Annotated in this window: 12 protein-coding genes; 6 read left to right on the top strand and 6 right to left on the bottom strand. The window is 66.1% G+C overall.

Annotation, left to right across the window (positions count from 1 at the left end):
• The first annotated feature begins 22 nt into the window (after positions 1-22).
• Positions 23-1,003 (top strand): LysR substrate-binding domain-containing protein, encoded by a 981-nt coding sequence (locus ACF8LI_RS26935; protein WP_392414575.1) that lies wholly within the window; start codon positions 23-25, stop codon positions 1,001-1,003.
• Here ACF8LI_RS26935 and ACF8LI_RS26930 read toward each other — a convergent pair.
• The 3 genes from ACF8LI_RS26930 to ACF8LI_RS26920 all read right to left on the bottom strand — a co-directional run bounded on the left by ACF8LI_RS26930 (position 987) and on the right by ACF8LI_RS26920 (position 3,857).
• Positions 987-2,486, bottom strand: a complete 1,500-nt coding sequence (locus ACF8LI_RS26930) for a sensor histidine kinase (protein ID WP_392414574.1) — start codon at positions 2,484-2,486, stop codon at positions 987-989. The two genes, ACF8LI_RS26935 and ACF8LI_RS26930, sit on opposite strands and share 17 nt — an antisense overlap.
• A gap of 95 nt (positions 2,487-2,581) precedes the next feature.
• Positions 2,582-3,256, bottom strand: coding sequence for a response regulator transcription factor (locus tag ACF8LI_RS26925; RefSeq protein WP_012202808.1), 675 nt, complete (start codon positions 3,254-3,256; stop codon positions 2,582-2,584).
• Between the two features lie 100 nt (positions 3,257-3,356).
• On the bottom strand, positions 3,357-3,857 hold the full coding sequence (locus ACF8LI_RS26920) for a MarR family winged helix-turn-helix transcriptional regulator (protein ID WP_016449401.1): 501 nt from the start codon (positions 3,855-3,857) through the stop codon (positions 3,357-3,359).
• A gap of 147 nt (positions 3,858-4,004) precedes the next feature.
• Here ACF8LI_RS26920 and recA point away from each other — a divergent pair, with 147 nt between their 5' ends.
• The gene (gene recA / locus ACF8LI_RS26915) at positions 4,005-5,108 is read left to right on the top strand and encodes a recombinase RecA (protein ID WP_016449400.1); all 1,104 of its coding nucleotides are present in this window, start codon (positions 4,005-4,007) and stop codon (positions 5,106-5,108) included.
• Between the two features lie 202 nt (positions 5,109-5,310).
• On the top strand, positions 5,311-5,790 hold the full coding sequence (gene recX / locus ACF8LI_RS26910) for a recombination regulator RecX (protein WP_016449399.1): 480 nt from the start codon (positions 5,311-5,313) through the stop codon (positions 5,788-5,790).
• Here the strand turns inward: recX and yddG are convergent.
• The 3 genes from yddG to argC are packed head-to-tail and all read right to left on the bottom strand — an operon-like array spanning position 5,787 to position 9,542.
• Positions 5,787-6,707: an aromatic amino acid DMT transporter YddG gene (yddG, locus tag ACF8LI_RS26905; protein ID WP_151019364.1), complete on the bottom strand. Its 921-nt coding sequence runs from the start codon at positions 6,705-6,707 to the stop codon at positions 5,787-5,789. The two genes, recX and yddG, sit on opposite strands and share 4 nt — an antisense overlap.
• A 22-nt stretch (positions 6,708-6,729) precedes the next feature.
• Positions 6,730-8,589, bottom strand: a complete 1,860-nt coding sequence (locus tag ACF8LI_RS26900; protein ID WP_151019365.1) for a hypothetical protein — start codon at positions 8,587-8,589, stop codon at positions 6,730-6,732.
• Positions 8,590-8,609: 20 nt separating this feature from the next.
• Entirely contained in the window at positions 8,610-9,542 is a 933-nt protein-coding gene (gene argC, locus ACF8LI_RS26895) for an N-acetyl-gamma-glutamyl-phosphate reductase (protein WP_017405114.1), read from the bottom strand.
• 435 nt (positions 9,543-9,977) lie between these two features.
• Here argC and sucC point away from each other — a divergent pair, with 435 nt between their 5' ends.
• The 3 genes from sucC (at position 9,978) to ACF8LI_RS26880 (ending at position 12,910) form a co-directional block, all read left to right on the top strand.
• On the top strand, positions 9,978-11,138 hold the full coding sequence (sucC, locus tag ACF8LI_RS26890; RefSeq protein WP_016449395.1) for an ADP-forming succinate--CoA ligase subunit beta: 1,161 nt from the start codon (positions 9,978-9,980) through the stop codon (positions 11,136-11,138).
• A 20-nt stretch (positions 11,139-11,158) separates the two neighbouring features.
• Positions 11,159-12,052 (top strand): succinate--CoA ligase subunit alpha, encoded by an 894-nt coding sequence (gene sucD / locus ACF8LI_RS26885; protein WP_016449394.1) that lies wholly within the window; start codon positions 11,159-11,161, stop codon positions 12,050-12,052.
• Positions 12,053-12,217: 165 nt separating this feature from the next.
• Complete coding sequence (locus ACF8LI_RS26880) at positions 12,218-12,910, top strand: TerC family protein (protein WP_016449393.1); 693 nt, start codon at positions 12,218-12,220, stop codon at positions 12,908-12,910.
• Positions 12,911-13,157 lie beyond the last annotated feature (247 nt).

Below are 13,157 nucleotides of genomic sequence, written 5' to 3'. Positions count from 1 at the left end.
ATAGTTTCATCATATCCCTGTCATGAGTTTGCGCCGCCTCAACCCGCCCATACATCTGCTGCGCGCCTTCTCCACCGTGGTGCGCTTCGGAGGTGTCTCGCGCGCGGCCGAAGCCTTGCACTTGACGCAAAGCGCAGTCAGCAAGCAGATCCAGGAGCTGGAGAAGTGGGTGGGCGTGCCGCTGTTCGAACGCGAGCGCAAGCGCTTGAGCCTGACGCCTGCGGGCGAACGCTACGAGCGCGCCGTGCGCGCCCTGCTGGGCCAGCTGGAGGCGGCCACCCTCGAACTCATCACCAGCGATGACAGCCGAGGCGCGCTGCACCTGTCATCGCTGCCGACTTTCGCGGCCAAGTGGCTGATCCCCAGGCTGCCCCAGTTTCAGCAGCGCTATCCACAGATCACGCTGCACTTTGTACCCTACGTACACAGCTACCAATTTGACAGTCCGGGGCTGGACTGCGCAATTTTGTTTGGCGACGGGCACTGGAATGGCGCGCATGCCCACTATCTGGTGGGCCGCCAGGTGGCGCTGATCGCACCGCCGCGCGGCGCGGGCCCCGAGGCACGCATCACCACCCCACAGGACGTGGCGCGCTGCACCCGGCTGCGCCACGTGACCATTGCCGACGCCTGGGCGCGCTGGAGCGAGGCCCACGGCATCCACGGCATAAGCCCGCTGGCGGGCCCGCAGTTCGACCAGTTCCAGACCATCATCCGCGCCGTGATGGCGGGCATGGGCATCGCCCTGGTGCCACGCTGCCTGGTGCTTGACGAGCTTGCCGCCGGCCTGGTGAACGAGCCCCTGCCCCAGCACGGCTACCAGAGCGCCCTGGGCTACTGGCTGTGCTATCCGGCCGACCGTGCCAACCATGGCACGCTGGGCATCTTCCGCAACTGGTTGGTGGACCATGCGGCGCAGACACCGGGACGGGTGGCGATGGCCCCTGTAGCCCCCGATGCCCCTGCGGCAGCCGGTCAGGCGCCACCTATGCCGCAGGCTTAGGCGGCGGCGGCGAGCGCAGTGCCGTGAAGCGCACGCTGAAGCGTGCGCCCGGTGGCTGCTGGCCCGGATGCGCATCCTCCAGCACCACCTGCCCGCCATGCTGGCGCGCAATCTCCAGCACGATGGGCAGGCCCAGGCCCGAGCCATCGGCCTCCGAGCCCAGCACGCGGTAGAACGGCTGGAACACCAGCTCGCGTTCGGCCTCGGGCACGCCCGGCCCCGAATCCTCCACCTGCAGCAGCAGGACCTGACCAAAAGGATCGGCCAGCACACGCACGGTGACCATGCCCGGCCGGCTGCTGGTGGAAGGCGTGTAGTTGATGGCGTTGTCCACGAGGTTGCGCACCAGCTCGGTCAGCAGCGTGGCATTGCCCTGCAGCCAGACGCCGGCGGCCGAGGACTCGGCGCCGTCATAGCCCAGGTCCACATGCTTGTCCATGGCGCGCGGCAGGCAGTCGCGCACCACGTCGGTGACGATGCGCACCAGGTTGCACGGCTGCATGGCCAGGCCCCGCCCCAGGCCCGCGCTCTCGGCACGCGCCAGCGCCAGCAACTGGTTGACGGTGTGCGTGGCACGGATGCTGGAGCGCGCGATCTGGGCCAGGGACTGACGCAGCTCGCCCGTACTCACGCCTTCGCGCTGGGCCAGTTCGGCCTGCATGCGCAGCCCGGCCAGCGGCGTCTTGAGCTGGTGGGCCGCGTCGGCCAGGAAGCGCTTTTGCGTGGCCAGCGAGTCGCCCAGGCGGCCCAGCAGGTCATTGACCGAATCCACCAGCGGCACGACTTCCAGCGGCACGTCCTTGTGGTTGATGGGCGAAAGGTCCTCGGGCCGGCGCGCGCGGATGCGCTCCTCCAGCCGGTGCAGCGGCTTGATGCCGCGCGCCAGCGCCAGCCACACCAGCAGCGCGGCCAGCGGCAGGATGACGAACTGCGGCAGCATCACGCCCTTGATGATTTCCGTGGCCAGCACGCTGCGCTTTTCGCGCGTCTCGGCCACCTGAACCAGGGCCTGCGGTTCGCCCGGCAGGGGCATGCGCACCCAGACATGGGCCACGCGCAAATCGATGCCGCGAAATTCCGCATCGCGCAGCTGCACGGTGCCGCCGGACGGCAAGCCTGGAGGCGCCGCGCCAGTCAGAGCCTCGTCGGGCTCGGACGGCGGCGGCAGGTCGCGCTCGCCGGCCAGGTATTCGCCCTTCACGCCCAGCACCTGGAAATACACGGTGTCCGACTCGTCGGCACGCAGGATCTCGCTGGCCGACTGCGGCAGGTTGAACAGCACCTTGCCGTGCTGCACCATCACCAGTTGGGCCAGCGCCTGGGCGTTGTATTCCAGCGCGCGGTCGAAGGGCTTGTTGGCCAGGCCCTGGGCCACCAGCCAGGTCAGCGCCAGGCTCACGGGCCACAGCAGCAGCAGCGGCGTGAGCATCCAGTCAAGGATCTCGCCGAACAGGGAGCGCTGTTCACGCTGGAAGATTTTCATCGGCGGGCAGCCCCTTACGGCGGGTTCACGGCCCCGCGGCAACCACCACTATGCGCAGGCAAGCCAACCCGGGCCTGACAGCCACGGCAGCGGCCTCAGGACGCGATCTTCTCAAGGCAGTAGCCCAGGCCGCGCACGGTGGCGATGCGGATGGGGCCGCGCTCTATCTTCTTGCGCAGCCGGTGGATGTAGACCTCGATGGCGTTGTTGCTGACTTCGTCGCCCCACTCGCACAGGCGCTCGACCAACTGGTCCTTGCTGACCAGCCGGCCGGCCCGCTGCAGCAGCACTTCCAGCAGGCCCAGCTCGCGCGCCGACAGCTCGACCATCTTGCCGTCGATGGTGGCCACGCGGCCGGCCTGGTCGTAGACCAGCGGGCCGTGCTTGATGGTGCTGCTGGCGCCGCCCATGCCGCGCCGCGTGAGGGCGCGCACGCGCGCCTCCAGCTCGGACAGCGCAAACGGCTTGGCCATGTAGTCGTCGGCACCATAGTCCAGCCCCTGCACGCGCTCCTCCACGCTGTCGGCCGCCGTGAGGATGAGCACCGGCAGCGCATCGCCGCGGCCGCGCAGCTTCTTGAGCACTTCGAGACCGTGCATCTTGGGCAGGCCCAGGTCCAGGATCAGCAAATCGAATTCGCTGCTGGTCATCAGCGCGGTGTCGGCCTCGCTGCCATTGGCCACATGGCTGACCACGGCGCCCGAGCCGCGCAGGCTGCGCAGCAGGCCATCGGCCAGGACCTGGTCGTCTTCGGCAATCAGAATGCGCATGGGGGATGTCTCCTGTAATGCAGGCGCGCTCTGGGAGTTGGAAATGCGCGCCTTTAATTCCCAGGATTCTAGGATGTGCCCCGCAGTGCGGGCAGGGACCTTACCCGAGTGAGCCGCCGCCCGCGTAGGCCTCCAGCCCCAGCGCCACCACGGTGGCGATGTCGTCGCCGACTTCCTCGCGGAATTCGGCCTCGGCCTGGGAGACGGCGTCATGGAAAGCCTGCAGCCAGGCCAAGCCCGCTGGCGTGAAGCGGATGCGGCGCGCGCGCGCATCGCGCTCGTCGCTCTCGCGCGTGACCAGGCCCCAGGCCTCGCACTGGGCCACCAGGTCGCCCATGGACTGCTTGGTCATGCCTGCGCGCTCTGCCAGGTCCGTCAGCCGGTCGCCAGCCAGCGACAGATGCCGCGTGATGTGGATATGGGCCGCCCCCACCTTGTCGCGCGCAGCGAGGTTGGACAGTGCCAGCGGCACCTCCACATCGCGCGCCATGAGCTGCAGCACACGCGCGTCGAACCGCCGCATGGCATGGCCGAGCAGGCGGCCCAGGTGGGTCTGGCGCCAGGCGTCGGCGGGCGGCGTGACGGGGGAAAGCTCACTCATGGATGCATTGTGGAGGCAAATCCAACAAGTCAGGAAAACTGACTAAAAACACCAACAAATCAAGACAGCAAGCCCATAAACTACTGTTCAAGCATCCAGCCTGAATGCAAATACAGAGCTGAATCCATACCCAACCCAGGAGTCCGCATGAACACCGCCGTCACCACCGCCAACAGTGAAAAAGCCAAGGCCCTGCAGGCCGCACTCGCCCAGATCGAAAAGCAGTTCGGCAAGGGCACGATCATGCGCCTGGGTGAAGGCGAAGCCATCCAGGACATCCAGGTCGTCTCCACCGGCTCGCTGGGCCTGGACATCGCCCTGGGTGTGGGCGGCCTGCCCCGTGGCCGCGTGATCGAGATCTACGGCCCTGAATCCTCGGGCAAGACCACGCTGACGCTGCAGGTCATCGCCGAAATGCAAAAGCAGGGCGGCACCTGCGCCTTCATCGACGCAGAACACGCGCTGGACACCAGCTATGCCCAGAAGCTGGGCGTGAACCTCAACGAAGTGCTGATCAGCCAGCCCGACACCGGCGAGCAGGCCCTGGAAATCGTGGACAGCCTGGTGCGCTCGGGCGCCGTGGACATGATCGTCGTGGACTCGGTGGCCGCACTAACACCGCGCGCCGAAATCGAAGGCGAGATGGGCGACCAGCTGCCCGGCCTGCAGGCCCGCCTGATGAGCCAGGCGCTGCGCAAGCTGACCTCCACCATCAAGAAGACCAATTGCATGGTCATCTTCATCAACCAGATCCGCATGAAGATCGGCGTGATGTTCGGCAGCCCCGAAACCACCACGGGCGGCAATGCGCTGAAGTTCTACGCCTCGGTCCGCCTGGACATCCGCCGCACCGGCACCATCAAGAAGGGCGACGAAGCCATCGGCAACGAAACCAAGGTCAAGGTCGTCAAGAACAAGGTCTCGCCCCCGTTCAAGACCGCCGAGTTCGACATCCTCTTCGGCGAAGGCATCTCGCGCGAAGGTGAAATCCTGGACATGGGCGTCAACGCCAAGATCCTCGACAAGTCGGGGGCCTGGTACGCCTACAACGGCGAGAAGATCGGCCAGGGTCGCGACAACGCCCGCGAATTCCTGCGCGAGAACAGCGGCCTGGCCGTGGAGATCGAGAACAAGGTGCGCGACAGCCTGGGCATCGCCCTGCTGCCTACGGCCGGTGGCGATGCCCCCGAAGCCAAGGCCGCCAAGGGCGCCAAGGCCAAGGCCGACAAGGACGGCGTGATCGAAGCCTGAGCGGCCTGACCCCTCACTGCAGGCGCCGCCGCGCCTGCACACACTGTGTTTGCCATCTTGGCGCAGGCTCATGTCTGCGCCTTTTTTATCGCCGGGACGCCCCAAGGCAAAAAAGCGGCCCCCTTGGGGGGCAGCGGACCTTGCGCAGCAAGGGGAGCGTGGGGGCCTTTTTTATTCGGGATGATTCAGGAGACATTGCCGCATGGGATTCGCCAAGCTGTCGCTCAAGGGCCGGGCGCTCAAGCTGCTGGGCCAGCGCGAACATTCACGGCTGGAGCTGGAACGCAAGCTCGCCCCCCATGTGGAGGAAGGCGAGGACCTGGGCGCCATGCTCGACGCGCTGGAGCAGCGCGGCTTCATCAGCGCCGAGCGCGTGGCCGAGTCCGTGCTGCATCGCAAGGCCGCGCGCTTTGGCACATCGCGCGTGGTGCAGGAGCTGCGCAGCAAGGGGCTGGACGATGGCTTGGTGCGCGCCGCCGCAGAACAATTGCGCGCCACCGAACTGCAGCGCGCCCATGCCGTATGGCGCCAGCGCTTCGGCACACCGCCGGCCACCCCACAGGAACGCCTCAAGCAGATGCGCTTTCTGGCCGCGCGCGGCTTTGGCGGAGAAATAGCGAGCAAGGTGTTGCGCGGGCGCAGCGAAGACTGGGATGACGGAGCTGCAGACGAAGGCAACTAATCCACGCGCCGGGTTGCGCCCCAGCACACCAGCGACCCCACGGTCACCAGCGCCACGCCCTGCCAGAAGCCCCAGCCCGGCTGCACCTGCAGCCAGGCACTGGCCAGCAAGGCAGAGAACACGGGCGTGAAGTACGAGGCCGCCGCCATCACGGCCAGATGCCCGTGCTGTATGCCGTGCTCCCAGCAGCTGTAGCCCATGGCCGTGAGCCCGCCCACGGCCAGCAGCTGCAGCACCGCGGTGCCTGACCAGTGCATGCCGCCTTCGCCACCCAGCCACAACCACTTGATCCACAGCGCCAGCGCAGTCCAGATCAGGAACAACCCCACGGCATTGTGCCCCCCACCCCAGCGCCGAGCAGCCAGCGAATAGCAGGGCCACAGCAGGGCCGCGCCAAAGGCGAGTCCATAGGCCAGCGGATTGGCCAGTATGTGGTCTGCCATGTCATGCATCTGCAGGGACTCGCCGCCCAGCACGCGCGTCAGCCCCCACAGGCACAGCAGCACGCCGGGCCACAGCCACCAGCGCGCATGCTGCTGGCGCAGCAGCACGGCCAAGACGATGGTCAGGCTGGGCCACAGGTAATTGATCAGCCCCAGCTCCAGCGCCTGGGCGCGGTCCTGCGCCAGACCGATCGCCAGCGACAGACAGATTTCATAGACCGCAAACAGCAGCCCGCAGCCCCAGAAATAGGCCGGGTGCATGGTTCGCCATTGCGAAGGCCTGGGCAGGCCGCGCACGGCGGCCACGCACAAGGCGCTGACCGTATAGAGCATGGCAGCGCCGCCCACGGCGCCCAGCGGCTCGGCCACCGAGCGCATCAGGCCCACGGTGCAGCTCCAGCACACCACGGCCAGCAGGCCGATGGCGGTGGCCCGGCCTGCGGCTGCAGGGGAACTGCTGTGCGCTGAAGACATGGAAAAGGCAGCGCGCGGCAGGTCAGTGCGGCTGCAGCACCTGGCGCAGCGAGCGGTAAAGCGCGTCCGAGCCGTGCGCGCGGTTGTCCGCATCGAAGGAGAACTCGTTGCTGGACTGCGTGCCGGTCGCGTCCTCGGGACGCGCCTCCATGAAGAAGGACAGGAAGCGCGCGCCCTGGCGGCGGTGCATGGTCAGCACTTTCTCCAGCCGCTGCGGCGACAGTGCCACCAGCGGATGGAACTCCGTCACGCCATAGGCCGTGTGGCCATAGCGGCGCAGCATCTGGCCGACCAGCGGGCCGTAGGTGTCTTCGCCATACAGGCTGACACCCAGGGACAGCCCCGGCATGCGCTGCAGGCTGCGCTCCACGGCGTAGCGGCTGGCGTCCCAGCTCGGATTCGCATGGGGGTTGAGCTGGTGAGCAAAGCGAGGCACCCGGCCCAGGCAGCCGTGCCCGATGTGCTCGGAAAAGCCCTGGATGTAGTCGGCCACCTGCTGCTCGCGAAAATCGTTCCAGTCCGTCACCAGCGGGTTGTAGAACAGCGCCAGCCGGTCCTGCGGGCTGTCCACCCAGAACTCCACACCATCGGGCAGCTTGCCGAAGTCAGGCAAGGCCTCGGCGGCATGGGGCCTGGGCTCGCCCTGGTGGCGGTCCATCACGGCGATCTGGCGCGTGGCCAGCAGGCCCAGGCTGCGCCCGCCGGCCTGCAGCACCACGTCGATGCGGTGCAGGCCCTCGCCCAGCGCCGGATAGCGGATGTCGGCACGCCAGCCCACATCGGGCGTGAGGAAATCAGGCTTGGCCTGGGCCACATCCTGGCGGTGCATGTGCACGGGGGCGTGCGAGTAGGGGCGCCCGTCCACGAAGACGGCCACGGCCAGTTGCTTTTGCAGCTTCGCGTCGGGCGAGTGGACCCAGCCGGACACCGGGACCGTGCCAGCCGCATAGCTGTCGATGTGCTGGAAGAAGTTCTGCAGCGGCTCGCTGCGGATATTGCGCGACGGAGGCTCCACCGCATCGAAGCTGGCGAACTCCGACTTCAGATGGGCATTGAGCCGCGCAATGTCGCCATAGCGCTGGCGCAGGAATGCATGGAAGCCCGCCACGGATGCAGGGCTGTAGTCGGTGACCGCATAGCCTTCGGCCGCGAACCCCATGCCGGCCTCGAAACCCGGGAACAGCTGGTGCGTCTCGCCCAGCACGGTGAGCGCACGCAGCGGATGCATGGCGGCATCGCCCGCAGCGCACATGCGCTCGGCCAGGGCATCGACCACCAGCTTGCGCACGCGCGTGATTTCATTGTCCTGCCGCGCAACCGACCACGGGAAGATGCGCGCGCCCAGATAGGTGTCCAGCGGCAGCGGCCCCTTGGGCGTCCAGGCCAGATTGGCGGGATCGGCGGCCAGGCGCTCCTCGGCCTGGGAGTGGACCTCGAAATGCGTGGCAAACAGGTAGAGCACCACGGGCCGCTGCGCCTGCGCCACCGTGCGCACCACGCGGTCCAGCGCCTCGCCCCGGACTTCCCAGGCCCGGCCGTTCCACTGCACATAGCGCAGCAGAGGCACGCTGAGCGTATAGCCCAGCTCCAGCCCCTCGCCCTGCGGACGGCCCAAGCGCTGCAGCGTGGCTTTCACCATTTCCGCGGCCGAGCCCTGAGGGCCCAGGCAACTGGCAGGCACCTGCTGGAATTCCTTGGGAAAATCCTCGCGCAGCCCGTCCTGCACCAGGCAGGCTTCCATATTGCCCAGCAGCGGACTCAGCAGCAGGCGCGATGAGGAAGGCAATGCCGGCCGCAGCTTCCAGGCGAACACAACGATCAGCAGACACAGCACGGCCAGGGCCAGTACATGGCCCCAGACCGGACCGCGCCGGCCCGGCAAGGACGGGGGCGCGGGGGGCCTCACAGACCCAGCATGATCTGCAGGTTCTGCACGGCGGCGCCGCTGGCGCCCTTGCCCAGGTTGTCCAGACGGGCGATCAGCACGGCCTGGCGGTACTGCTCATTGGCGAACACACGCAGCTCCAGCTTGTTCGTGTCGGTCAGCGTATCGGCAGCCAGCTTCATGTCTTCGGTGGGCGGCAGCACCGACACCCATTGCTCGGGCGTGTTGGTCGCCGCGTAGTGGGCGGCCAGCGCATCGTGCAGATCGGCGGCCTTGGGCGCGCCCGGCAGCAGGTCCAGATGCAGGGGCAGCTGCACCAGCATGCCCTGGCGGAAATTGCCCACGGCAGGAATGAAGACCGGGCGGCGCGTCATGCCCGTGTAGTGCAGGATTTCGGGAATGTGCTTGTGCGACAGGCCCAGCGCATAGGCCTCGTAAGGCGCGGCCGTGCCGGCCTCGTAGGCTTCGATCATGCTGCGGCCGCCGCCCGAGTAGCCGGACACCGAGGGCAGGCTCAGCGCGTAGTCGGCTGGAATGAGGCCTGCCGCCACCAGCGGGTGCAGCAGTGCGATGGCGCCCGTGGCATAGCAGCCGGGGTTGGCCACGCGCGTGGCAGCCTTGACGGCGTCCAGCTGGCCCTTGCGCAGCTCGGGAAAGCCGTAGACCCAGCCCGGCGCCACGCGGTGGGCGGTGGAGGCATCGATGATCTTGATGGCGCGGCCGGTCTCGGCCTCGATGGCGTCGACCATGGCCACGGTTTCGCGCGCAGCGTCGTCATGCAGGCACAGGATGACCAGGTCCACGCCGGCGATCAGCGCACGCTTGGCAGCAGGATCCTTTCGCAGCTCGGGCGCAATGCTGACCAGCTCCACGCCGGACAGATCGACCAGACGCTCACGGATCTGCAGCCCTGTCGTGCCTGCTTCGCCATCGATAAAGACTTTTGCCATCGCTGTATTTCTCCTGCTGCGCGGCCCTCCTGGAGCCGCTGCGGCACCATTGCCGCGTTCCAGCTGCGGATTCTCACCGAAACCGGGTCCCCCTGCGCCCGTTGTCGCAAAACGGTTGGCAGCGGCGATCCAGGGCCGCTGACATGCGCCTGTTACAAACGGCGGGCAGGGCCGCCTGCAGATCCTCTATAAGACAAAAGAGCTGTGGCGTCTGGAGGAAATGTCGGGAAACCGTCTTTTCCCTGACATATCAATGCATTGCACAGTTCCTGGCATGCTGCTTGGCCCGCAGGAAATTGTGGATTCTGCGCATGGGGGCGTGTCGGATGGCGCAGTGCAGCATGGTACATTCGGCGATTGCCAGGTCACTCCGCCTTGAGGCAGCACCCCAGGGCTACCGGGTCAATCCCCCCCTATTTGTTTGAGAGAGACATCATGAAGATTCATGAATACCAAGGCAAGGACATCTTGCGTCAGTTTGGTGTGCCTGTACCTCGCGGTATCCCTGCGTTCACAGTGCAAGAGGCCGTCGAGGCCGCCCAGAAGCTCGGCGGCCCCGTGTGGGTCGTGAAGGCCCAGATCCACGCTGGTGGTCGCGGCAAGGGCGGCGGCGTGAAGGTTGCCAAGAGCATCGACGACGTCAAGGCACTGGCTGGCCAGATCCTGGGCATGCAGCTGGTCACGCACCAGACTGGCCCCGAAGGCCAGAAGGTCCGCCGCCTGTACATCGAAGACGGCGCCGACATCCAGAAGGAATACTACCTGTCGTGCGTGACCGATCGCGCCACGCAGAAGGTGGCCTTCATCGCTTCCAGCGAAGGCGGCATGGACATCGAGGAAGTGGCCCACTCCACGCCCGAGAAGATCATCACCATCTTCGTCGATCCCCTGGTCGGTCTGACCCAGGCCCAGGGCGAAGAGCTGGCCAAGGGCATCGGCATGCCTGCCGACTCCACTGCCCAGTTCATCGACATCTGCCAGAAGCTCTACAAGTGCTACATGGACACGGATGCCTCGCTGGTCGAGATCAACCCCCTGAACCGTGACAGCAAGGGCAATGTCATTGCCCTGGACGCCAAGTTCAACTTCGACGCCAACGCCCTGTTCCGCCTGCCCGAAATCGTGGCACTGCGCGACCTGGACGAAGAAGATCCCGCCGAAGTCGAAGCCTCCAAGTTCGATCTGGCCTACATCTCGCTGGACGGCAACATCGGCTGCCTGGTCAACGGTGCCGGCCTGGCCATGGCCACCATGGACACCATCAAGCTGTTCGGCGGCGAGCCGGCCAACTTCCTGGACGTGGGCGGCGGCGCCACCCCCGAGAAGGTCACCGAAGCCTTCAAGATCATGCTGAAGAACCCCAAGGTCGAAGGCATTCTGGTCAACATCTTCGGCGGCATCATGAAGTGCGACACCATCGCCACCGGCGTGATCACTGCCTGCAAGGCCGTGAACCTGCAAGTGCCCCTCGTCGTGCGCATGAAGGGCACGAACGAAGAACTGGGCAAGAAGATGCTGGCCGAGTCCGGCCTGCCCATCATCAGCGCCGACACCATGGCCGAAGCGGCCACGAAGATCGTCGAAGCCGTCAAGTAAGCAGGCCCGGAGAACACACCATGTCTATCTACATCAATAAAGACACCAAGGTCATCACCCAAGGCATCACGGGCAAGACGGGCCAGTTCCACACGGAAAAATGCATCGAGTACGCGAACGGCAAGAACTGCTTCGTGGCCGGTGTGAACCCCAAGAAGGCCGGCGAAAAGATCTTCGACGTGCCAATCTACGCCTCCGTCAAGGAAGCCGCACAAGGCACGGGCGCCACGGTCTCCGTGATCTACGTTCCCCCCGCAGGCGCTGCCGCCGCGATCTGGGAAGCCGTGGAAGCCGACCTGGACCTGGCCATCTGCATCACCGAAGGCATCCCCGTCCGTGACATGCTGGAAGTGCGCAACAAGATGCGCGCCAAGGAAGCTGCAGGCGGCAAGCGCACCCTGCTGCTGGGCCCCAACTGCCCCGGCCTGATCACGCCCGACGAGATCAAGATCGGCATCATGCCCGGCCACATCCACAAGAAGGGCCGCGTCGGCGTGGTCAGCCGCTCCGGCACACTGACCTACGAAGCCGTGGCACAGCTGACCGAACTGGGCATTGGCCAGTCGTCGGCCGTGGGCATCGGCGGTGACCCGATCAACGGCCTCAAGCACATCGACGTGATGAAGGCCTTCAACGACGATCCCGACACCGACGCCGTCATCATGATCGGCGAAATCGGCGGTCCCGACGAAGCCGAAGCTGCCCGCTGGTGCAAGGACAACATGAAGAAGCCGATCGTCGGCTTCATCGCGGGTGTCACCGCCCCTCCCGGCAAGCGCATGGGCCACGCCGGCGCGCTGATCTCCGGCGGTGCCGACACGGCCGACGCCAAGCTGGCCATCATGGAAGAGTGCGGTTTCGTCATCACCCGCAATCCCTCCGAAATGGGCCGCCTGCTCAAGGGCCTGATCTAAGCGGCACCGGTTCTGCGTGACATCCAGGGTTCGCTCCAGGAAGAAATTACGCAGAATTACGAATCGGTAAGGCGGCAAGTCCGCCCTACACTGACGACTCCAAAAAAGAAAAAGCGCCAGAGGCTACCGCCCTGGCGCTTTTCAACTCATAACAGCGGAGAAACCATGGAATACCTGCAAAGCGCCGATTTCTGGATCGGCCTGTTGAAGATCGTCTGGATCAACATCATCCTGTCTGGCGACAACGCCGTCGTCATCGCCCTCGCAGCACGCTCGCTGCCTCCCGCACAGCAAAAGAAAGCCGTCATGTTCGGCTCCGGCGCCGCCGTGGTGCTGCGGATCATCCTGACCGTGGTCGCGGCCAAGCTACTGGAGCTGTCGTTCCTGCAGATCGTGGGCGGCTGCCTGCTGCTGTGGATCGGCCTGCAGCTGCTGACCGGCGAAGAAGATGATGAAGGCGAATCCAAGGGCCATGGCAGCATGATGGTCGCCATCCGCACCATCCTGATCGCCGACCTGGTGATGAGCCTGGACAACGTGATCGCCGTGGCCGCCACTGCGCAGGGCAACATGGTCCTGCTGATCCTGGGCCTGGCCATCAGCATCCCGCTGGTGATCTTCGGCTCCACGCTGATGATCAAGCTCATGGAGCGCTTCCCCGTCATCATCACGCTGGGCGCCGCCCTGATCGGCTGGGTCGGCGGAGAAACCATCGTCAACGACCGCCTGCTGCACGGCTACGCCATCAGCCACCCCTGGCTGCACTATGTGGCGGCCGCAGCCGGCGCCGTGCTGGTCGTGGGCATTGGCAAGTTCCTGCAGGCGCGCTCCGGCGCAAAGCACGCAGCCCAGGCCTGACGCTGCCGCAGGCAGCACCTTCGCCGCATCACGAACGCACTGCCCCGGCAGTGCGTTTTTGCTTTGTGAGGACCCATCTTGATGTGGCGTCAAGCTGACGAGCCGTTGCGCCCGCGCATTCCGGGCACTTGCGCGCACTGTTTTCATTTACGCTGTGCACCGGTCTTCACCATTGCATCTGCACACCAGGGACTGATGGCACCACCGCCGAATCCGTCCTTTGCCACCATGCCCAGCGCCCCCCAAA

It is taken from the genome of Delftia sp. WSY_12, from assembly GCF_043104645.1.
GTDB classification, from domain to species: domain Bacteria; phylum Pseudomonadota; class Gammaproteobacteria; order Burkholderiales; family Burkholderiaceae_C; genus Comamonas; species Comamonas tsuruhatensis.
This window is presented reverse-complemented; position numbering and strand designations above follow the sequence as displayed.